Origin of the sequence: Vibrio hibernica, from assembly GCF_015223435.1 — a bacterium.
Taxonomy (GTDB): domain Bacteria; phylum Pseudomonadota; class Gammaproteobacteria; order Enterobacterales; family Vibrionaceae; genus Vibrio; species Vibrio hibernica.
In genome coordinates, this window is record NZ_VHKO01000025.1 from 1 (window position 1) to 23206 (window position 23206).

17 protein-coding genes and 1 riboswitch are annotated in these 23206 nt (G+C 39.8%); of the genes, 6 read left to right on the forward strand and 11 right to left on the reverse strand.

The window, feature by feature from the left end:
• From FH976_RS10105 to FH976_RS10130, 6 genes are all read right to left on the reverse strand, one after another.
• Nucleotides 1-287, reverse strand: a 287-nt coding sequence (locus tag FH976_RS10105) for an MSHA biogenesis protein MshK (RefSeq protein ID WP_194090733.1), incomplete at its 3' end; no start/stop codon positions are given.
• Nucleotides 280-927, reverse strand: coding sequence for a type II secretion system protein GspM (gene gspM / locus FH976_RS10110; protein WP_194090734.1), 648 nt, complete (start codon nt 925-927; stop codon nt 280-282). The genes FH976_RS10105 and gspM, both read right to left, overlap by 8 nt.
• Entirely contained in the window at nt 924-1706 is a 783-nt protein-coding gene (locus FH976_RS10115; protein ID WP_194090735.1) for a hypothetical protein, read from the reverse strand. Before FH976_RS10115 ends, gspM begins: the two co-directional genes overlap by 4 nt.
• Nucleotides 1707-1953: 247 nt before the next feature.
• Nucleotides 1954-2460: a hypothetical protein gene (locus FH976_RS10120; protein WP_194090736.1), complete on the reverse strand. Its 507-nt coding sequence runs from the start codon at nt 2458-2460 to the stop codon at nt 1954-1956.
• Nucleotides 2461-2583: 123 nt separating this feature from the next.
• Complete coding sequence (csrD, locus tag FH976_RS10125) at nt 2584-4605, reverse strand: RNase E specificity factor CsrD (protein ID WP_194090737.1); 2022 nt, start codon at nt 4603-4605, stop codon at nt 2584-2586.
• Nucleotides 4606-4829: 224 nt separating this feature from the next.
• A complete protein-coding gene (locus FH976_RS10130) occupies nt 4830-5369 on the reverse strand; it encodes a single-stranded DNA-binding protein (protein WP_194090738.1) in 540 nt (179 codons plus the stop codon).
• Nucleotides 5370-5854: 485 nt separating this feature from the next.
• Between FH976_RS10130 and FH976_RS10135 the strand changes: the two genes are divergently transcribed.
• The 4 genes from FH976_RS10135 to FH976_RS10150 all read left to right on the forward strand — a co-directional run bounded on the left by FH976_RS10135 (nt 5855) and on the right by FH976_RS10150 (nt 12337).
• Nucleotides 5855-6379 (forward strand): response regulator transcription factor, encoded by a 525-nt coding sequence (locus FH976_RS10135; protein ID WP_194090739.1) that lies wholly within the window; start codon nt 5855-5857, stop codon nt 6377-6379.
• Nucleotides 6380-6537: 158 nt separating this feature from the next.
• The gene (gene galU / locus FH976_RS10140) at nt 6538-7404 is read left to right on the forward strand and encodes a UTP--glucose-1-phosphate uridylyltransferase GalU (protein WP_194090740.1); all 867 of its coding nucleotides are present in this window, start codon (nt 6538-6540) and stop codon (nt 7402-7404) included.
• A gap of 214 nt (nt 7405-7618) precedes the next feature.
• A complete protein-coding gene (uvrA, locus tag FH976_RS10145; protein WP_194090741.1) occupies nt 7619-10444 on the forward strand; it encodes an excinuclease ABC subunit UvrA in 2826 nt (941 codons plus the stop codon).
• Nucleotides 10445-10552: 108 nt separating this feature from the next.
• Nucleotides 10553-12337, forward strand: coding sequence for a PglL family O-oligosaccharyltransferase (locus tag FH976_RS10150; protein ID WP_194090742.1), 1785 nt, complete (start codon nt 10553-10555; stop codon nt 12335-12337).
• 109 nt (nt 12338-12446) lie between these two features.
• Here the strand turns inward: FH976_RS10150 and FH976_RS10155 are convergent, their stop codons facing one another.
• Nucleotides 12447-13565: a pyridoxal-phosphate-dependent aminotransferase family protein gene (locus FH976_RS10155; RefSeq protein WP_194090743.1), complete on the reverse strand. Its 1119-nt coding sequence runs from the start codon at nt 13563-13565 to the stop codon at nt 12447-12449.
• Nucleotides 13566-13807: 242 nt separating this feature from the next.
• Nucleotides 13808-13999: riboswitch (Lysine riboswitch) on the forward strand.
• A gap of 129 nt (nt 14000-14128) precedes the next feature.
• Here FH976_RS10155 and lysC point away from each other — a divergent pair.
• Entirely contained in the window at nt 14129-15481 is a 1353-nt protein-coding gene (gene lysC / locus FH976_RS10160) for a lysine-sensitive aspartokinase 3 (RefSeq protein ID WP_194090744.1), read from the forward strand.
• 106 nt (nt 15482-15587) lie between these two features.
• Here lysC and metH read toward each other — a convergent pair whose 3' ends face one another.
• Nucleotides 15588-19286, reverse strand: coding sequence for a methionine synthase (gene metH, locus FH976_RS10165; protein WP_194090745.1), 3699 nt, complete (start codon nt 19284-19286; stop codon nt 15588-15590).
• A gap of 204 nt (nt 19287-19490) precedes the next feature.
• Here metH and FH976_RS10170 point away from each other — a divergent pair, with 204 nt between their 5' ends.
• Nucleotides 19491-20816: a cation:proton antiporter gene (locus FH976_RS10170; RefSeq protein WP_194090746.1), complete on the forward strand. Its 1326-nt coding sequence runs from the start codon at nt 19491-19493 to the stop codon at nt 20814-20816.
• Nucleotides 20817-20887: 71 nt separating this feature from the next.
• Here FH976_RS10170 and metA read toward each other — a convergent pair whose 3' ends face one another.
• From metA to sspA, 3 genes are all read right to left on the reverse strand, one after another.
• On the reverse strand, nt 20888-21829 hold the full coding sequence (gene metA, locus FH976_RS10175; RefSeq protein WP_194090747.1) for a homoserine O-acetyltransferase MetA: 942 nt from the start codon (nt 21827-21829) through the stop codon (nt 20888-20890).
• Nucleotides 21830-22072: 243 nt separating this feature from the next.
• Nucleotides 22073-22567: a ClpXP protease specificity-enhancing factor gene (sspB, locus tag FH976_RS10180; RefSeq protein WP_194090748.1), complete on the reverse strand. Its 495-nt coding sequence runs from the start codon at nt 22565-22567 to the stop codon at nt 22073-22075.
• A 2-nt stretch (nt 22568-22569) separates the two neighbouring features.
• On the reverse strand, nt 22570-23205 hold the full coding sequence (gene sspA, locus FH976_RS10185; protein ID WP_194090749.1) for a stringent starvation protein SspA: 636 nt from the start codon (nt 23203-23205) through the stop codon (nt 22570-22572).
• Nucleotide 23206: the final 1 nt, after the last annotated feature.

Here is a 23206-nt window from a genome sequence, read left to right on the forward strand (position 1 = left end):
AAATGCCATGTTTTAGAGCCGCGAGTTAACGTCACTTTTTTTTCATCAATACTGTTTATACGATAACCGTTAATCGACTCCCCAGAGCTTATAACTTTATCATTCAAAATAGCGATACACGGGCTATCTTTTTTGCAAACAATACTTTGCAAAACAGGAACATTATATTGCACACGTTTGGGCTTTTCAGATGCTGATAGCCAGCCTAATGGCGCAGTAGGATCTTGCGCAGCTGATGCACAATGAGACGTGATAACAAAAAATGCTAATAATAAGAATTTAACCACCGATAAACTCCTGTTTTGCACCAAGCGTATATACGACTAACACTAACTTAGCCGTTGGATAACTGGTCACATTATAATCAAAACTTCGCCAGTAATATTTCATCGGCATTTGCTCTAGCTGCGATAAATATGTTTGAATATCAAAATATTTTCCCGTGATTACTATTTTTACTGGGTGAATGTAATAACCGATATTCTCGGATGAATGGCTTAATGTTATTGGCTCGCTTGGTTGAGATTCGAGTGAAATTAATTTGAGATTATGAGTTTGATCTAGCACACTTTGCAGTAATCTCGCCATCCCAGTTGGAGTCACTAAACTATCCACCACGCCCTCTAAGCGTAATGATAAATCTTGGCTTTGCTTCATTAGAAGGCCGTATTGTTTATCAACCCCTATATCAGGGTTAGTATTCAATTTTTTGTTGATCTGAGCAATTTGGCCGTGTAATTGACCAATAGATCCTTTTAATGAGTTTAATCGCGATGTTTGATCGCGATGTTTAATTGAAGTGGGTTCAAGTAAAAAAGCAAAGAATAGGAAGATAATCACAACCCAACCCGCACCAGCTATCATCCACTTCTCACGAGCTGAAAGTTGCGCATACTTCTCGTTCAGATCTGACCATTGTTGTTTCATTTTTTATTTCCTGGTATTGAACGTAAAGAGAAGATGACGTTATCTTTATCATCGCGGCCGATAGATAAATGCTCAAAAGTACGTCCCACCAAACTTAATTCATCTTTAAACTGCCCAACCCAGCTAGGAACCACTTCAGGATTTCGAGCATAACCTTGAACATTAAGCTTATTATCATCAATTTGGATGCTATTTAACGATATTTCGTTACTATTCAAATTCGCTAAACTAGACATGACACCTGAATAGCCTTCCAATTTTTCATCATCAAAGCTGTTAATCACATTGAGAGAATCTTGTTTCGTTTTCACATTTTCTTTTAAACGGGAAATAGCCGCAATTTTCGCAGGAGAAGGTTTGTGTGCTATTAATTTTTGATCGAGTGATTTTTTTTCCGTTAACAAAGTATTGGACTCATGGTTAAGCTTCGATATTTCTCCACTTAACGTATTATTTTGATAACTGTAAACACCATAAATAATCATCATGATAAAAGAGATTAATACCCAACTAGAGACAATAAGGTTTAAATCGAACCACTCTTTTTTCGGTTGTAAATGCTCGGGATAAAGATTGATACCTTGCAAACCATGCTCATAAGCCTCAACCGCCAAGGCGCCACCGCTTTGATACCCACCATTGCGAAGTTGTAGTGGTTCAACATTGATATTTAAGCGATCCTGTAGCTCTTTTTGTAATTCTTTCGAGTCTTCATCATCACAGCACAATATTAATTTATTAATTTGAACTTGCTTCAGTTGGGATGATAAATAATCCATTGATCGTTGCAGTTCTAATGCTAAATCATCTTGTAGAAGAGAACTTGAAAAATTTCCCGTAATCGGTGGTATTACACCTCGGATAGTGCGATGAAAAACAGAAACTCCATCGACAAAAGCGCCAATTTTAAATTCGCTATTACGTAAGCGTTCACCGGGAGGGGCTTGACAACGGTGAAAAGTAAGGAATTATGTGTTTTTATAACGTACGGGCATTAAAACTTTTCTAAATGCCAGAGAATAAGCATTAAAACGCTCTGAGGCATACTCCAGAATGCTTGTCAATACACTCCCGGTGAACGGTTACGCTATTACTATTACGGTGAAGCAGCATAAAAGGAGATGAATGAGAATTAACTGCCCAAACCTGATCTTCTGGCAATATTTGCAATAACTCAATATTACGCTGGGTGAGTTCAGATTGAATCTCATCCAACAGCTTTTTAGTAATTACATAAGCTTGTATTTTAGTACTATGCGGAAGTTCCACACCATCGGAAATAATATCGGCAATACGACCCGTGATCAGATCTTTTAATAAAAAAGGTAAAGCAACTGACCATTCATTTTTAGGTATGGCCGGTTTATCTATTTGATAACTATGATAGAGGTGCGAACCAAGCGTTACACTCGCTTTCAGGTTGTTACACCCTTCATTATCTAGTGCGATTCCTAATTGAGTCTGCCAGTTTTTATCCTCTAATTTTAAGACAATGGCTGGCTCGATCACTGATTCTTCGGTAATTTTTGACAAATAAATACCATCACTGAATATAACAATACTCAGTGATGACTTATTTGGCTTCTTCGAAGCGAATCTTTGTAGAAATGACGTCATACTCATGATGTTGTTGCTTTCCTTTGTTATCACCAACCGCTATCGCCAGCGATTTCTTCGACCTGGTTTAATCGACTTAGCTAATGTTGCATTTTTTGTTGGTTTTAATGATGGCGGTTCTAATGGTAATAGCTGAGATTCAGGTTTAAAAAATCGGCCTTGAGCGCCACTCAACCCTAAACCATCAAGTACTTTCCATTCTTTTTCATCTTCGACGCCAACCGCCAAAATTTTGATATCATTATCAACACACGAACCTAATAAACTTCTGATAAATAGTTGATTTTCACTGCGCAAGTGAATCTGTTTAATTAAGCTTCGATGTAATTTTAAATACGTAATCGGCAAGTCTTTAGTGTAGTGAGTACTCACAATCGTACGGCCCACTTGATTAACAATCACCTGACACCCTAAACCCGCAAGCATTTTTACGACTGGTCGCATACAGTCTAAATTATTAACTAAATTACCTTCTACGAATTCAAAAGATAGTCGATGCCTCACACTTTTTGGCAATTGTAATAATTCATAACGAAGCCAGTTCGTATAAGCTCTCTTCTTAAACGGTTCTACAAACAAGTTAATGGAATAATGAGCACTCGTGTCATGCCTTTTAAGATACGTGAAAATAACATTAATACTTGTTTGATCTAATTTCTTTTCGTAACCAACTTGTTCGATAGCGGTTAAAAATCTCGACGCCTTAACCACAACATCTGACTCGTCTATTATTCTTGTAAATAGCTCATAATGTTCGATTTTTTGAGCTCTTTCATTAATTAAATAACAGGGTTGCTGAAAAACAATCACGCCTTCAAGCGTCAACGCTACATCAAACAAATTCCGCCACCGAACCCCCCCTCGATATTCAAGCGTTGTACTTATTTTCTTTTTATATTTAGCCCAACCATTAAGTTCATCAAGACGAGCCGTTTTTAATGCTATTTCGGCTTCATCAATTATTCGCCCGCGACGCTCCCCTTGAGAAAAGGCACTTAACCCAATATGGCACCAATTATTGATATCTATACCATCTGGAGGCGTAAGTTTTTTTAATTGATTAATACACTGAGCCGCCATCGTTGAAATTTCTTTTTCAGATTGATGCGGTATCATTAGCGCAAATTGGGAGTCATAATATCTAGAGAGGACTGAATTCGGATATTTTTGAATTAAGTTTGATAATACTTGACCAACTTCAATTAAAAACGCATCGGCCTTTCCTTTACCAATATCCTCAGCTGTATCCTCCCAGTCATTAATTGATACCACCAGCACACCACCTGTCACCCCTGCTTCTTGTAAAGCAGATTCTAATTTGCTATCAAATAATACTCGGTTAGCGGCACCCGTTAATTGATCTAGAAAGGTATGTGTACGAATAAAAGTATCAAAGCGACTCCTTTCTTGACGAGCGTCTTGCAACTCATCAATCAATCTATCCAAAGCTTCACTTGCGGTATACGGCCACTCTCTTTCATCCCCTTTAGCAAATTTCTCAACTTGTCCGGCGAGTATCATTCGGCCACGCTCTTCAAGGAGCTCCGAGCCATATAGCTGCTCTTTTAACCACTTCAATCCTTGAATTAAGCAAAATACAACCAAAGCAACCGCTAAAGTTAGAGAGAAAAAAGCCTGAAAGGAATAATTATTATTGGTGTAAAGCGGCATGATTTTAAATGATGCTACGTAATGATGATTTTGCTCTAAAGGGATAGTTTTTTGATAAAGAAGTGAGGCATCTTGCGAAGATTGTCCTAGTGTCGTATCTGTGAATAAATAAGTCACACCAGCAGGAGAGGTTAATTTAAACTCGGCCACATTATTAGTTTGTAACAATTTAGGTAGCCAATGGCGTATAGAATCAAAATCTTGTGAAGAAGACAATTCATGATCAACGACTTGAGTAAGACGCTTTAAATTTTGGTCAATATAATCATTGCCCATTTTCTGGAAGGTAAATACCCCACCCACAAATAAAATAAACATAGCAGCAAGCACAATGATGGTCACAAAGGCGACTAAACGAGTACTTAGCTTTAATGTTGGGGTATATCTCATTTAACTATTCCATTTAATTCGTGACTAGCATCCTGCTATATCCGTCTTACTCAGCTCGGTATGACCTTATGATATGCATTATAAGGTTCTTACTTAAACGATAATAAAGCCTCTCTAAACTTAACATTTAAAAGAGGCTTTCATTTTAATCTATTTCTTTGTTTTATAAGTACTAAAGCTAATTATAAATTAAAGTTAACTTAACACTAATAACTTTATATCATTTAGAACGGAATATCGTCATCAAAATCCATTGGTGGCTCATTATATTGAGGTTGAGCCTGTTGCGGTGCTTGCTGTTGTACTCTTGGAGCAGCTTGTTGTTGAGATTGCTGCTGAGGTTGTTGAGGTTGTCCCCAATTTCCACCTTGTTGCTGCTGACCACCTGCCGCTGGCGAGTTTCCACCTTGTGCACGGCCACCAAGCATTTGCATTACACCATTAAAGCCTTGAACAACAACCTCAGTGGTAAAACGATCTTGACCACTTTGATCTTGCCACTTACGAGTTTGTAATTGACCTTCAATATAAACTTGAGATCCTTTACGTAAATACTCACCAGCAACTTCTGCTAATTTGCCAAATAATGCAACACGGTGCCATTCAGTTTTTTCACGCTGTTCGCCCGTCGCTTTATCTCTCCAAGACTCTGAAGTCGCAATCGTAATATTGGCAACTGCACCGCCACTTGGCAGATAACGAATCTCAGGATCTGCACCTAAGTTCCCAACTAATATTACTTTATTTATTCCGCGGCTAGCCATGCTCTGCTCCGTCTCATTCTGTTTCAAATAGTCCAAAATTATATCATGATTTATCCCTATGCCCAATGTAATTGAAGTCATCGAAAATCATCAAAATCTCACTTTAAGTAAACTACATTACCGGTAATCTGTGTCGAGAAACGACTATCGGTAAGGCTAATGGCGAAAGCTACCGCACACCCATTCATTATTTTTTAAACTTACAAAGCAACTAACGATCTATTTTTATGCTGATGTATTTTATCTCATTATTAAGAATACAGTGGTATTTATCTTAGAAAACCACGTAATAAAAGCGCGCACTGATTAAAGTAAGACCTTCCACCCTTCCGCTCTTCCATTCAATTAGGTCACGCAAAGAAATGATAACGTCATCACAAACAACCATCTACCTACTCTCTCCATTTATATCTGAAACACATCCATTTTTTCAGCAGTTAAAACAATCCTCACATTTTAAATTTCAGCTGCTGAACCTAAGGAGCATGACTTATCTGCATAATAATCAGCATAAATATATGATATTAATTGATGGTCATTTTTCAGAAGAGGAATTATTTGAACTCCAGAACCACATACTATTAAGAAAATCTTATGCATCAATATTTTTTCATGCCCCCAAGCAAGATAATTTGCTATTAGTATCGCAATGGAAAAATCTGTCTGGTTACTTCCCACTCGACACCAGCGTCGATGAAATATTGATAGAACTCATTGAAATAGAAAAAGGCAGAAATCGCTTACCTCGTTACCTCCTCAGTAATCTATTTCAATATTGGCAAGGTATAACTCAATCAAATAACCACAATGTAGTTGCTGTAAAATTAGCATTAACACGACGCGAGTTAGAAATTCTCAATCACCTGCAGATCGGACAAAGTAACCTCGACATTGCCGATTCCTTATTTGTAAGTGAGCACACGATTAAATCCCACCTATATCGAATTTTCAAAAAACTTAATGTTAACAATCGTCGGCAAGCAATTAATTGGGCTCATTTATATTTATAACCTCAATCGAAAATCAGCCTTTCGTATTTTATTTCAATAGCTTGTATGACCTCACTGACACCATGAATAACAACATTATTTGTTTTCATGACTGGAATAATGCTATGTTAGCCTCCATTAAACAGCACTTATTATTTTAATTCCTACAAGGTTAAGTCATGATCAAAAAATGTCTATTTCCCGCCGCTGGATACGGAACTCGTTTCTTACCTGCAACCAAATCAATGCCAAAAGAAATGATGCCAATCGTAAACAAGCCATTAATTGAATATGGTGTTGAAGAAGCCATTGAAGCTGGCATGACAGGAATGTGTATCGTTACAGGCCGTGGTAAACATTCACTAACCGATCACTTTGATAAAAACTACGAGTTAGAACACCAAATTAGTGGTACCAGCAAAGAAAACCTATTAATCAACATTCGTAACATCATCGATAGCGCTAACTTCACTTATACCCGCCAACGAGAAATGAAAGGATTAGGCCACGCGATCCTAACGGGTCGTGAGTTAGTCGGCGATGAACCTTTTGCTGTCGTGTTAGCTGATGATTTATGTGTTAATCCTGAACAAGGCGTACTGTCACAAATGGTGGCACTGTATAAACAATTTCGCTGTACCATTGTCGCAGTTCAAGAAGTCCCAAAAGAAGAAGCCTATAAGTATGGTGTTATTGCCGGTGAAATGATTAAAGATGATCTTTACCGAGTTGATGACATGGTTGAAAAACCAGAGCCAGGTACAGAGCCAAGCAATCTGGCTATTATTGGCCGTTATATATTAACTCCAGACATTTTTGAGTTAATTGAAAACACCGAACCAGGTAAAGGTGGTGAGATTCAGATTACCGATGCTCTTTTAAAACAAGCCAAATCAGGCTGTGTATTAGCGTATAAATTTAAAGGCCATCGTTTTGATTGCGGTAGCGTTGAAGGCTACATTGAAGCAACTAACTATTGCTATGAAAACCTTTATTTAAAACAAAATGATACAAAAAAACAAGAAGTAACCTCACCTTATAAATAACGTTTTAGCCGTAACATGCACTTGCTGTTACGGCTTTTTACTGTTTTTTTATACAGGATTTTATTTTCACTTTCTGCTCGCTATGTAATACTTCGAGTCAAAGTCACTAAAGTTGTAATAAAGCCGTAAGTAATTAAAGTGAATCAACGCTACCAACAAGGCTGCATCTTCAAGTAAGACGAATATTCCCATTCTACTAATGAGAGCATAAAGCATGGAAACGATCGAAATTCGTGGTGCCCGAACCCATAACCTAAAAAATATAGATCTCACAATCCCTAGAAATAAACTAATTGTGATTACTGGTTTATCTGGCTCTGGTAAGTCTTCTCTTGCTTTTGATACCTTATATGCGGAAGGACAGCGTCGTTATGTCGAATCGCTTTCTGCTTATGCCCGTCAATTTTTATCTTTGATGGAAAAGCCAGATGTCGATCATATTGAGGGTTTATCACCAGCGATTTCAATCGAACAAAAATCTACCTCTCATAATCCGCGTTCAACCGTCGGAACGATCACGGAGATCTACGATTATCTTCGCTTACTTTACGCACGTGTGGGCGAGCCTCGTTGCCCTGATCATAATACTCCATTAGCAGCACAAACCATTTCACAGATGGTGGATAAAGTACTTGAAATGCCTGAAGGCTCTAAGCTCATGCTGCTCGCCCCAATCATTAAAGAGCGTAAAGGTGAGCACGTTAAGACCTTACAAAACTTAGCAGCTCAAGGATTCATTCGAGCCAGAATTGATGGTGAAACCTGTGATTTATCCGATCCTCCTACACTAGAGTTACATAAAAAACATACCATCGAAGTCGTTGTCGACCGTTTTAAAGTTCGAGATGGGATACAGCAACGACTTGCGGAATCTTTTGAGACCGCCCTAGAATTATCTGGCGGAACCGCAACGATTAGCTGGATGGATGAGAATAACCAAGACGATACTATCTTTTCAGCTAACTTTGCCTGTTCACATTGTGGTTATAGCATGAGAGAACTCGAGCCTCGTTTATTCTCATTTAACAATCCAGCCGGAGCCTGTGAGACTTGCGATGGATTAGGAGTGCAACAATTCTTTGATGCTGAACGAGTGATCCAAGATGAAAGTTTAAGCCTGGCCAATGGTGCTATTCGTGGTTGGGACAAAAAGAACTTCTACTACTTCCAAATGCTTAATGCTCTCGCTGAACATTATGAGTTCGATTTAAAACATCCTTTTAACCAGTTACCTAAAAAAATTCGAGAGGTGGTATTAAATGGTTCAAAGAAAGAAGAAATCGAGTTCAAGTACGTCAATGATCGCGGCGATATTCGAGTTAAACGTCACCCATTTGAAGGGATACTCAATAACCTCAATCGTCGTTATCATGAAACAGAATCAAGTTCGGTCAGAGAAGATTTAGCCAAATATATTTCAAATAAAACCTGCTCAAGCTGCGGTGGCGCTCGCCTTAAAACGGAAGCTCGCCATGTATTTATAGGCCAAACGACCTTACCGCAAATAGTCGAGATGAGTATTAATGATTCACTCCAATTCTTCGAACAATTAGCATTAACCGGACAACGAGCTCAAATCGCAGAAAAAATCTTAAAGGAAATCAATGACCGTTTAAGTTTCTTGATTAACGTCGGCCTTAATTATCTCAATTTATCTCGGAGCGCCGAAACTCTGTCTGGTGGTGAAGCTCAACGTATCCGCTTAGCAAGCCAAATTGGCGCAGGATTAGTTGGCGTTATGTACGTCTTAGATGAGCCTTCTATTGGCTTACATCAAAGAGATAATGAACGTTTACTCAAAACCTTAATTCACTTACGCGATCTCGGTAATACCGTCATCGTGGTTGAGCATGATGAAGATGCGATCCGCGCCGCCGATTATGTGATTGATATTGGCCCGGGGGCGGGTATACATGGTGGGCACGTTATTGCCGAAGGTACAATGCAAGATATTTTAAACAGCCCAGAGTCTCTAACTGGACAATACCTCAGCGGAACAAAAGCCATAGAAATCCCGAAAAAACGCACCCCAATAGATAAAAAGAAAACCGTTGAATTACTCGGAGCGACAGGCAACAACTTACAAAATGTTGATGCATCTATTCCTGTTGGTTTATTTACTTGTGTTACTGGCGTGTCTGGTTCGGGTAAATCAACCTTAATTAATGATACCTTTTTTAAAATTGCTCATGCTCGCTTAAATGGAGCTACTACGGCAGAGGCCGCACCTTATAAAAAAATCATCGGCTTAGAGCATTTTGACAAGGTGATCGATATCAATCAAAGTCCAATAGGCCGAACACCACGATCTAACCCTGCAACTTATACTGGTATATTCACTCCGATCCGAGAGCTATTTGCGGGCACGCAAGAGTCTCGTTCTCGTGGTTATAAACCAGGACGCTTTAGCTTTAATGTTAGAGGCGGTCGTTGTGAAGCTTGCCAAGGTGATGGCGTAATTAAAGTTGAGATGCATTTTCTGCCCGATGTTTATGTACCTTGTGACGCCTGTAAAGGAAAGCGCTATAACCGTGAAACGCTCGACGCTAAATACAAAGGTAAAAGCATTGACGAAGTCTTAGATATGACAGTAGAAGATGCTTACCAATTTTTTGAACCCGTTCCCGTTATTGCCCGAAAACTGAAAACCTTAATGGATGTTGGTTTATCTTATATTCGCTTAGGTCAAGCAGCCACAACCTTATCCGGCGGTGAAGCTCAACGCGTAAAACTGGCTAAGGAACTGTCAAAGCGAGATACAGGAAAAACACTGTATATTTTAGATGAACCAACAACTGGATTACACTTTCACGACATTCAGCAACTACTAACAGTACTGCATCGTTTAAGAGATCACGGTAATACTGTCGTCGTCATTGAGCATAATTTAGATGTCATAAAAACGGCTGATTGGATTATAGATTTAGGTCCTGAAGGCGGTAATGGCGGAGGTAAAATTGTCGCTTGTGGCACGCCAGAACAGGTAGCCAAAGTGAAGGGCTCTCATACCGCTCATTTCTTAAAGCCTCTGTTAAAATAACATAATAGACCTAAAGTAAGAGAGATATAAATAGCGACTATTATTGTCGCTATTTATACAATACCAGCAACCTTAAATAGAAAATCGATAATGAGGACACCTTTCGCGATGGCTACGTTATACACACAAGGTACTTTGCTCGAAAGTGAGGCTCCTCATCGCCCACTAACTCGACCTTTTTTATGGTCATTAGGGCTTATTTTCGTTGTCGCAATGCATTTCTTCCAACCCAACCCAGGTGGTGCGGGTCTATTTCTACCATTTAACCCTACCACTTGGATTGCGGTGAGTATTAGCCTTGCCATTGGGTTATACGAAATGGCAGCAAAACGCACCCTATACTATTCAAGTTTAACGGTAGGCTTGTTCTTCACTTGCATCTTATTAACGATACCCATTTTTTATGCTTCCGCTGAACCTCAATATGCATTAACCCGCCTAATCGGCTTATGGGCAGGCTGGTTATTCTTTCTCATGTTGCAGCAATTTCCGTTTAGCATTAAACAAAAACAAAGCATGTTATGGCTAATATTAATTGGCGTATTTATTGAGATAATTTACGGCTATGTGCAATATTTATTGCTCGAACCAGGTAACCCCTTTGGTTATAACACTGTACAAAATCGCCCTTTTGCTATTTTTCAACAACCTAACGTAATGTCCAGTTTTGTCGCAACAGGATTAGTTATTTCAGGATACCTACTGGCCCGCCAAAAACAAACTAATGAATACCACCACTCAATTTTAACTGGATTACTGTTTGCTCTCCCGATAATCAGCATTCCTTTATTATGGGTTCTGGCTTCTAGAACTGGATGGTTAGGCGGCATCATCGGTTGCCTTTTATTACTTCCTTATTTAAAGAATTTTTTATCACGCAAAGAGTTTACTTTATGGTGCTTAGCAGTACTTGTTGGATTAGGCGGAGGGTATGCTTTAGCGCAAGCAAATGGTGGTAATCAACTCATTGAGCAAAAATCTAATCTTGAGAGCCCAAGGCGCTACACTTTCCCACAAACATTCGACATGGTGGTAGAAAAACCTTTAACAGGATATGGCTATGGTAGATTCGAACCCGCTTATATTATTTATACAGCAAGACAGCACCAATTAAATCCGAGCTACCACGCAGGTTTAGCGGCAATGGATCACCCACATAATGAATTATTATATTGGGCAGTTGAAGGGGGTATTGCCCCTCTATTGGGATTATTACTCGCCACACTATTAGTACTGCGAAAAATACGAAAAATCAGCTCTGGCGCGCGTTTAGCGACAGCGGCATTATTTTTTCCTATCGTTTTACATACTCAATTGGAATACCCTTTTTACCACTCCGCTGTACATTGGGTTATTTTTATCATTCTCATTTACTGGATTGATCAACTTACCTCTCAATATCAAAGTGTTAACTTTAGCTCTATCACCAAAAGCCTGCTCAGAATTATTTCACTCGTATTGCCGATTATGACCGCTTTTTATATGATCTCGGCGCTACACACTAATTCGGTCTTAAACCAATTTGAGCGCAGTAAGCAGATTAACCCTGATATTTTACAACAAGTCTCTAATCCAAGTGTTTGGAAAGATCGATTTGATTGGGACGTTTATAAAACTCAATTAAATATCGGACTTAAAATTGAAAATCCAGAATATATTCAACCATTTATAACTTGGTCAACCGAATTAATAAAGCACAAACCTCGACCAGTCTTTTATTCTAGTTTAATCGTGGCTTATCAAGGGCTGGGTGAAATGGATAAAGCAAAGGCAATTCGTCATGAGGCAGAATTTTTATTCCCTGCTGAGGATTTCTCTAAAGTACGTTTTATACCAAAATCAGAAAGGGCATCACAAACTCAAGCAGCCGAGACTCAAGCGAGCGGACATTAAGAAAATGATATAACAGAATAGATTTACGACAAAAAACAAAAAGGAGCTCGCTAACTAAAGCGAACTCCTTTTTTATTTATGACTTTACTCGTGACATTTTAAAAATAGTTTATTTTTGCAATGTGTCTTGCAGAGCCTTTAAGCACAGTGCGACATTTTCTTGCTTAGCGCTGTAGCCCATTAAACCAATACGCCACACTTTCCCCGCAAGAGCGCCTAATCCGCCGCCCACTTCTAAGTTATAATGCTCAAGTAAGCTAGCACGTACAGCTGCATCATCAACACCATCAGGTAAATAAACCGAATTAAGCTGAGGTAATCGATAGGCTTCATCCACTACATAGCGAAATCCTAATGCCTCTAGCCCCACTTTTAGTTGCTGATGCATATCTGCATGGCGTTGCCACGAATTCTCAATACCTTCTTCATATAATGCTAATAAAGATTCATGCAGTGCATACAAACTATTAACTGGCGCTGTGTGATGATAACTGCGTTTAGCACCACCACTCCAATACCCGAGCACTAAGCTTTGATCTAAAAACCAGCTTTGCACTGGCGTAGTTCTCGCTTGAATTCTCGCAATGGCTTTAGGTGAAAACGTGATAGGCGACAACCCAGGAATACAAGACAAGCATTTCTGACTGCCCGAATAAACCGCATCTAACTTCCATTCATCTACTTTAAGTGGCACGCCACCCAATGAAGTTACGGCATCCACAATTGTTAAGGCATCAAATTTTTGGGCTACTTTTGCTAGAGCCTGAGCATCACTCAAGGCACCCGTTGAAGTTTCCGCATGAACAAAAGCAAGCACTTTAGCATCTGGGTTTTGTTCAAATGCCGCCAATACCTTATCAACGCTTACTGGTTGACCCCATTCATCATCAATTAATACCACTTCAGCGCCACAGCGAATGGCATTTTCACGCATTCGTTCACCAAAGACGCCATTACGGCAAACAATCACTTTATCGCCAGGTTCTAATAAATTAACGAAACATGCTTCCATGCCAGCACTTCCCGGTGCAGACACTGGAATTGTAAATTCATTCTCAGTTTGGAAGGCATATTTCAGCAGTGTTTTCACTTCATCCATCATACCGATAAATAAAGGATCAAGATGACCAATCGTTGGGCGACTGAGCGCTTGTAACACATAAGGGGAAATATCGGATGGACCGGGCCCCATTAATATACGACGAGGTGGGTAAAAACGTTGAATCATCTTAATTATCCTGATATTGAATATACTTAGCCACTGTAATCAAATTTTTATCTTGCTGCAATTAAGCGACACCACTGATCCCATACCATTGGCGAAGCTGTGAAGAGCCTCACTTAATCCTTCCTTATTAAAAATAAAACATCTAAAAAAACCTGTATAAATAGCGAGGTCACATATTGACTTTTATGGCGTAAAAACGTTCAATGACTAGGTTGCTTAAATGTGAAATGATTTTACTTTTTAGCACAAGGAGAGGAGCGTAACCCAGGCAGATCTTTCGTGGTACCTCAATACCAAGACGATAGATTTATGGGGAGTTACGCCGAGGTGAATAAACATTGTAGGTGTTTATTACATCGGTTGTTTAGGCTGAATCCTAACAACTGTCACCAATATTAACCAAGGTGTTATATTGATGATGAGCTTCTATGGTTTGCATTGCTAGGCTGTTCAGCTATAGCTTCTATGTATATCGTATACCCCCGCTCAGCCGGTTTCTCTCCAACATTAGACATTTTCTTACCCTAATTGGGATGTATTGGTATTTAAAGGGAGACTGTGCTGTGAGCGCATTTAACGTAGCAAAATTTGGTGGAACGAGTGTCGCTAACTTTGAGGCAATGAGTCGTTGTGCCACTATTATAGAAAATAATCCATCCACAAAGTTAGTGGTAAGCAGTGCTTGCTCCGGTGTAACAAATTTATTAGTTGAACTTGCTCTTGGAGTGCATAACCCAAATAATCGAGATGCCATTTTTGATGATCTTCGCACTATTCATTACACTATTATTGAACACTTTTCTGAGCAAGAAAAAACTAAGCAAGCTATTGATAGTATTTTAGATACTTTAAAAAGTATGGCGGAAGCGGCGTCATTTCAATCGAGTGATAAATTAACCGATCACATCGTCGCTTGTGGCGAATTGATGTCGACTCATATCCTAACCCAACTAATGGTAGAACGTGGGATAGATGCCATTCGTTTTGATATTCGTGAAGTACTCCGCACCAATGCCGATTATGGAAAAGCTGAACCTATTCTTGATAAAATCAGTACCTTAGCAGAACAAAAACTGATCCCCCTATGCCAACAGCATGTTGTTATTACTCAAGGTTTTATTGGTAGTGATGATCAAGGTACGACAACCACTCTTGGGCGTGGTGGCAGTGACTACAGCGCGGCATTAATTGCAGAAGCAGTAAAAGCCGCAGGGCTTGAGATCTGGACGGATGTTCCCGGTATTTACACCACCGATCCTCGCGTTGCGCCTAAAGCGACACCTATTCCTGAAATCAGCTTTAGTGAAGCCTCTGAGATGGCTAATTTTGGTGCTAAAATCCTACACCCTTCAACCCTTTTACCAGCACTACGTCACCAAATACCAGTTTTTGTCTCTTCTTCTCGCGAGCCGGAAAAAGGCGGTACATGGATCCGCCAGCAAGTAGAAAGCGCGCCTCTTTATCGCGCACTGGCATTACGTGGTAATCAAACTATGGTAACGCTTCGTAGTCCAAATATGTTTCAAGCCTATGGTTTTTTAGCTCAAGTATTTACCATTCTCGCTAAGCACCAAGTTTCAGTGGATTTAATTACCACCTCTGAAGTCAGTGTATCGCTTACATTGGATCAAACGAATACATCAGGCAAAGCACCAGAACTGCCTGTCGAAGCTCGTGCTGAATTAGAAGAGTTGTGTATTGTTGATATTGAACATAACTTAAGTTTAGTCGCACTTATTGGTAATAAAATGAGCGCTAAAAAAGGTTATGCTAAACAAGTATTTAGTGCATTAGAAGATTTTAATCTACGCATGATTTGCTACGGCGCCAGTCCACATAATTTATGCTTTTTAGTGAATTCCGAAGAAGCCAAACGTGCGGTACAAGTTCTACATCAAGAACTGTTTGAAAAATAACTAATAGTTAACTTTCAGAAAATATAAAAAAGAGCGAACCCTTGAGGATTCGCTCTTTTTCTAACTTAGCGGCGAAGCCTACCTACACTTCGTCTCTATTTTTAGATTAACTCAAATTCGGTCCTAGCCATTTCTCCATTTCGGCTTCATCCCAACCTTTCCTTTTGGCATAATCTTCCGCTTGATCTTGTTGGATCTGCGCAATCGCAAAGTAGCGAGAGTCTGGATGAGAGAAATACCAACCTGAAACTGATGCACCCGGCCACATTGCGTAACTTGTGGTGAGAGACATACCAATGGTTTCTTCTACCTTTAGTAACTCCCACAAGCTGCCTTTTTCGGTATGCTCAGGGCAAGCAGGATAACCTGGCGCTGGGCGTGTACCTTGGTATTTTTCACGGATCAAATCGTTATTCGTTAAGTTTTCATCTGACGCATAGCCCCAGATTTCTTTACGCACTTTTTCATGCATGTATTCTGCAAACGCTTCTGCTAAACGATCGGCCACGGCTTGGATCATTATGGCATTATAATCATCACCAGCGGCTTTATAAGTATCGGCTAAATCACGTTCACCAATACCCCCCGTTACCGCGAAACCACCAATCCAATCCGCTTTACCGCTGTCTTTTGGCGCAATATAATCAGATATACAGTAATTCGGCCCTTTAGGTTTATCGGTTTGTTGACGTAAGTTATGCAGAACTTTAATCACTTCGGTACGTGATTCATCGGCGTACACTTCGATATCATCATCAACGCTATTCGCTGGGAACATGGCGCACATTCCACTGGCTTTTAAGATCCCGTCTTGTTCTACTTTTTCGAGTAAAGCAATTGCGTCATCAAAAATACGTTTGGCCTCTTCGCCAACTTCTTCATGTTCAAAAATAGCCGGATATTTTCCCATTAAGCCCCAAGTGAGGAAAAAAGGTGTCCAATCAATATAGTTACGCAGTATTGAGACATCAATATGCTCAAATACATGCACTCCCGCTTTCACTGGCGCTGGGGGAGTATAGTATTGCCAATCAATATCTACTTTATTCGCACGAGCCGCTTCTAATGTAATCGGCTTAGTTTTAGGGCGTTTACGTGCGTGTTGGTCACGAGTACGGTCGTAATCTAGGTTTAATTTTTCAATGAAAGCAGGACGTAAAGTATCGGATAATAATGCAGAACAAACCCCAACTGCGCGTGACGCATTATTCACATACACCACTGGATTATGATAATTCTGTTCAATTTTAACCGCGGTGTGCGCTTTAGAAGTGGTTGCTCCACCGATAAGTAATGGGATATCAAAACCTTGGCGTTCCATTTCTTTGGCGACATACACCATTTCATCTAATGATGGTGTGATCAAGCCTGACAACCCAATAATATCGACGTTTTCTTCACGAGCAACTTTAAAGATAGTCTCGCACGGCACCATTACGCCCAAATCAATGATCTCGTAGTTATTACACTGTAGCACTACACCGACAATATTCTTGCCAATATCGTGTACATCGCCTTTGACCGTTGCCAATAAAATCTTACCATTGGACCTTTGAGCTTCATCTTTCAACGCATTAATAAAAGGCTCAAGATAAGCAACCGCTTGTTTCATTACTCGGGCTGATTTTACCACCTGCGGTAAGAACATTTTACCTGCGCCGAACAAATCTCCAACTACGTTCATACCATCCATTAATGAGCCTTCAATCACATCAATCGGCTTTTCAGCTTTAACGCGCGCCTCTTCCGTGTCGGCAATAATAAATTCAGTGATCCCTTTCACCAAGGAGTGTTCAATACGTTTTTCAACTTCCCACGTACGCCAAATCAATGCATTTGGATCTTCAACTTTCCCGACACCATTTGAGCGATATTCCTCCGCTAATTCAAGCAGGTTTTCGGTTGCATCGGAATGGCGGTTTAGTACTACATCTTCCACCGCTTCACGCAGTTTATCGGGAATATTATCGTAAACTTCCAGTTGGCCAGCATTGACGATCCCCATGTCCATACCACGCTTAAAACAGTGATATAAGAAAACCGCATGGATCGCTTCACGCACATAGTTATTACCACGAAATGAGAATGAAACATTCGACACACCACCGGAGATCATGGCATACGGAAGCGTTTCTTTGATCTCGCCAACCGCTTCAATAAAATCAACCGCGTAATTGTTATGCTCATCAATACCAGTTGCGATAGCAAAAATATTTGGATCAAAAATAACATCTTCAGCTGGAAAACCAACCTCATCAACTAAGATGTGATAAGCCTTGCTACAGATTTCCACTTTTCGTTCACGGGTATCGGCTTGACCTTTCTCATCAAATGCCATCACAATCACAGCGGCACCATAACGACGAATCAGCTTGGCTTGCTCGATAAATTTATCAACGCCTTCTTTCATCGAAATAGAGTTAACAATGCCTTTCCCTTGAATGCACTTTAAACCAGCTTCAATCACTTCCCATTTTGAAGAGTCGACCATGATCGGCACTTTGGAAATTTCAGGCTCGGAGGCGCATAACTTTAAAAATCGCTCCATACAGGCTTTGGCATCTAACATGCCTTCGTCCATATTGATATCAATAATCTGAGCGCCATTGGCAACTTGTTCACGCGCCACATCTAGCGCTTCATCATATTGTTCATCCACAATAAGACGCTTAAATTTTGCTGAACCCGTCACATTGGTTCGTTCACCTACGTTGACAAATAATGAGTCTTTATCAATCGTAACCGGCTCTAAACCGGATAAACGACACGCTTTAGGAATATCAGGAAGCGAGCGAGGTTTCACGCCTTCAACCACACGCGCCATCTGGCGAATATGCTCAGGTGTGGTCCCACAACAACCACCGACCAAATTTAGAAACCCACTGTCTGCCCATTCTTTAATGTGACCGGCCATTTCACGCGGCTCAAGATCGTATTCACCAAATGCATTAGGTAACCCGGCATTAGGGTGGGCTGAGACAAATGTTTCAGAAATTCGAGATAGTTCCGCCACATATTGACGAAGTTCATTTGGCCCAAGTGCACAGTTCAAACCAAATGAAATCGGTTCAATATGGCGCATCGCATTATAGAAAGCCTCGGTAGTTTGTCCGGAAAGCGTCCGACCAGAAGCATCAGTAATGGTGCCAGAAATCATCACCGGTAATTTAAAGCCAAGTTCATCAAAAACGGAAGATACCGCGAAAGCACACGCTTTAGCATTCAAAGTATCAAAAATGGTTTCGATCATGATGAGATCCGCGCCACCTTCAACCAACGCTTTAGTTGATTCAGAATAGGCTTCAACTAACTCATCAAAGCTGACGTTACGAAAACCAGGATCATTTACATCAGGGGAAATAGAACAAGTACGATTAGTTGGCCCTAATACACCGGCAACAAAACGAGGCTTATCCGGTGTTTTAGCGGTCCATTCATCTGCCGCTTCACGTGCAAGTTTAGCCGCAGCAAAATTAATTTCGGCGCTGAAACTTTCCATGTCGTAATCGGCCATGGCAATGGTGGTGGCGTTAAAAGTATTGGTTTCTAGAATATCGGCGCCTGCTGACAAATAATCACAATGGATTTGCTTGATAAGCTGTGGTTGAGTTAACACCAATAAATCATTATTACCTTTTAAATCACTATGCCAATCAACAAAACGTTCACCGCGATAATCGGCCTCTTCTAATTTGTATGATTGAATCATAGTTCCCATACCACCATCTATTAATAAGATGCGTTGGGCTAATAGTTTTTGTAATAACGCTTTGATGCCAATACGCTGATTTAAAGTGTTTCCCATCCTAGTACAACCTCTCTCCATGTCATGTTGGTTTATCCTACCATAGAAATCTAGACGTCTAAAATAAGTTTATCCGATCAAATATGTAGATTAAATGTTCTTTATTATTAACTAATGTTGATGGACAAAAATAAATTGACCTTTATCATAGAGCACAGGAAAATTACACAAATACAATTTGTTACACTTAGCCAAGGTTGGTCCATGTCTGTTTACAATACACTTTGTTTTCTATCCTTTGCTGCGATGATTATTGCTTTAATAAACAGCAAGTTCGGTCGTATGCAAACGACTATTGCGATCACCGCAGGTGCAATGCTTTTATCGTTATTTATTTTGATAGCGGGTCATATGGGGTGGTTTAACCTCGTAGATATTGCCTCTCATACGATGGCACAAATAAATTTTGAAGACTTTTTACTTCAAGGCATTTTAGGGTTTTTACTTTTTGCCGGTGGTTTAGGCATTAAACTTCCCCATTTCTCCGACCAAAAATGGGAAATTACTGTTTTAGCTCTAGGCTCAACGTTATTCTCCACTTTTTTTATTGGCTTTTCATTATATGGAATATGCCAACTTATTCATCTCGACCTTAATTTGATTTTTTGCCTATTGTTTGGTGCCCTTATTTCACCAACCGATCCAATTGCTGTATTAGCTATCGTGAAAAAACTTCAGGCCCCTCAGAGAATTTCTACTCAAATTGAAGGTGAGTCTCTATTTAACGATGGTTTTGGGTTGGTTATTTTTGTGACCATCTTTACCGTTGCTTTTAGTGGGCAAGAACCAACGACAGGCGGTGTTATCAGCCTATTTTTACAAGAGGTCGTTGGTGGTATCGCTTATGGTTTAGTACTTGGCCTGGTATTTCATTACTTGATAAGTTCGACCAATGATCACTCGATGGAACTACTTTTAACTATCTGTATCCCAACTGCAGGTTATGCCTTCGCTGAAGTGCTTGATGTTTCAGGCCCTCTCGCGATGGTTGTAGCAAGTATTATGATAGGGAACTGGACTCGCTATGTCGGATTTTCAAAGGAAAGTACCGAGCATATGGATCACTTCTGGGAACTGGTCGATGAATTTTTCAATGGTATCTTATTCTTATTAATCGGTATGTCATTGCTATTATTTGAATTCCATATACAAGATTTGATCATGATGGGTATCGCTATTCCATTGGTATTATTTGCTCGCTTTCTTAGTGTTTGGCTTCCATATCAAGGATTTAAACGTTTCCGTACCTATAACCCATGGTCAGTACGCATTTTGACATGGGGCGGTTTGCGTGGTGGTCTTGCTCTAGCGATGGCCCTATCGATACCTCATGATAAGTATTTTGTATCCCCTCTTCATATTGATGTGAAAGAAATTATCATGGTCATGACCTATGCAGTCGTATTATTCTCGATTTTGGTTCAAGGCTCTACAATCATTCCTATGATTAACAAAGCAAAAATTGCTCAAAAGAAAATGGACGATCCTTCAACCGAAGCACAAATAGCCAGTGAATCTAAACAAGACTAACGCTAAATCTAAGAATGTTAAACATAAAAAAAGCAGCCTTTAGGCTGCTTTTTTTTATAAGAGAGATAGAGCTAGTTATCTCGAGTGAAGTTATCTATCGAGAAATGATCCAAATCATATGGTGTTTGTTGATATACACAATAATTTAACCAATTGGCAAAAAGCAGATGACCATGACTACGCCAACTCGCAATAGGTTTATTATCGGGGTTATCATTAGGGTAATAATTCAAAGGAATCGTCGGATCCATGCCTTCGGCTAGATCTCGGATATATTCATTATGCAAAGTATACGCATCATATTCAGGATGGCCTGTGACAAACACATGGCGCTTATCTTTAGTGGCCGCCAGATATACACCAGCGTCGGAAGAGGTAGCAAGTAAATCTAAATCGGTATGTTCAGTTAAATATTCTGGCGAAAAATCGGCATAGCGCGAATGCGGAGCAAGAAATGAATCGTCAAACCCTCTCACAATGGGATCAAACTCATTAATCACATCATGCTGATATACTCCTGAGAGTTTTTCTTTACGTGTTCGTTTCGGGAGATTATATTGAAGTTTTAACCCGGCCTGAGCTGCCCAGCAAACATATAAGCTGGAAGTGACATGATTATTCGCCCACTCCATTACCGTTTGTAAGTGCTCCCAATAAGCCACATCTTCAAATTGTACTAACCCTAATGGCGCACCAGTAATAATTAAACCATCAAAATTTCGATTCTTGACCATATCAAACTGACGATAAAAGTTATCTAGATGCTCTTCAGGGGTATTTTTACTGGGACGGTCATCAATACGAAGTAGTTCAATATCCACCTGTAATGGGCTATTTGAAAGCAAACGAAGAAACTGAGTTTCAGTTTCGATCTTCTTCGGCATTAAATTTAGGATCAAAACTTTGAGCGGACGAATCATCTGCGTCGTCGCCCGGGTTTCTGACATAATAAAAATCCGTTCCTGACGTAATATATCGGAAGCCGGTAATTGATCGGGGATCTTGATTGGCATTGCACATTCTCCATAAGCAATCTAGACGTCTAAACACCTACGAGTATATCAACCGAAGAAAGAATGTCGAGTGTTAAAAATTCACGATCTAGTTCTGAGTATGAGTCACTTGCATAACCGGAAATGCTCAAAACTCAACCCTATTCCCCAGCAAAAAGCATAAAAAAAAAGAGCATAAAATCTTTACAGATATCTATGCTCTCTTTTTTGCTTTTCACTTTAACTTACTGCTTTATGAAATGCTTATTTTACAATAGTCAAACTTGGACGACCTTTAGGTTTAGTAGGAGTGTCTTGATTAGCTTCAGCTTGAGGAGGAGCAAAAGACTCGTCTTCAATATCCACATCAACACTGCTTAACATTGACGGTTCTTCTTCCGCAGATTCTGCTTTTTCCAATTCAATACTATAAGCATCTTCTGGCTCAAACATAGTTCCGGCGCCATTTTCACGGGCATAAATAGCTTGAACTGCATACATAGGAACAATCACAGAGTGAGGACGACCACTAAAACGAGCACTGAATGTGATTGCATCATTACTCATTTCTAGATTACCAATTGCTCTAGGAGCAACATTTAAAATAATCTGGCCATCTTGTACAAACTCTAAAGGTACACGAACTCCTGCCATAGTGGCATCAACAACTAAATGAGGAGTGAGCTCGTTATCAGCCAGCCATTCATAAAAAGCGCGAACTAAATATGGGCGTCTTGGCGTCATTTTATCCATATCCATGACTATCGGACCAATCGCATTTCTCGTTCTGCTTCAGTTAAAGAAGCAAGGAATGAATCACGTTCAAAAACACGACTCATATAAATTTTAAGCTCTTTTGAACCCGGGCCAGACAGCTCAATACCAAATACAGGTAAGCGCCATAATAGTGGAGCCAAATAGCAATCAATTAAACTAAACTCTTCGCTCATAAAGTATTCATACTCAGCAAATACAGGGCCAAGAGTCAGTAAATCATTGCGTAATTTGTTACGAGCAGCTTCTGCTTGAGCAGGATTACCGTTAATGATTTTTTCTACTTGAGAATACCAATTACGCTCAATACGATACATCATCAAACGGCTATTACCACGAGCCACAGGGTAAACAGGCATCAAAGGTGGATGAGGAAAACGCTCATCAAGATATTCCATGATGATTTTTGAATTATAAAGTGCAAGCTCACGATCAACCAAGGTTGGCACTGACTTATAAGGATTAAGTTCGATTAATTCAGCTGGAAGATTATCTTCTTCAACTAATTCAACTTCGACACTAACGCCTTTTTCAGCTAATACAATACGTACCTGATGGCTATACATATCTGAAGCACTTGAAAATAGAGTCATCACAGAACGTTTATTGGCAGCTACAGCCATT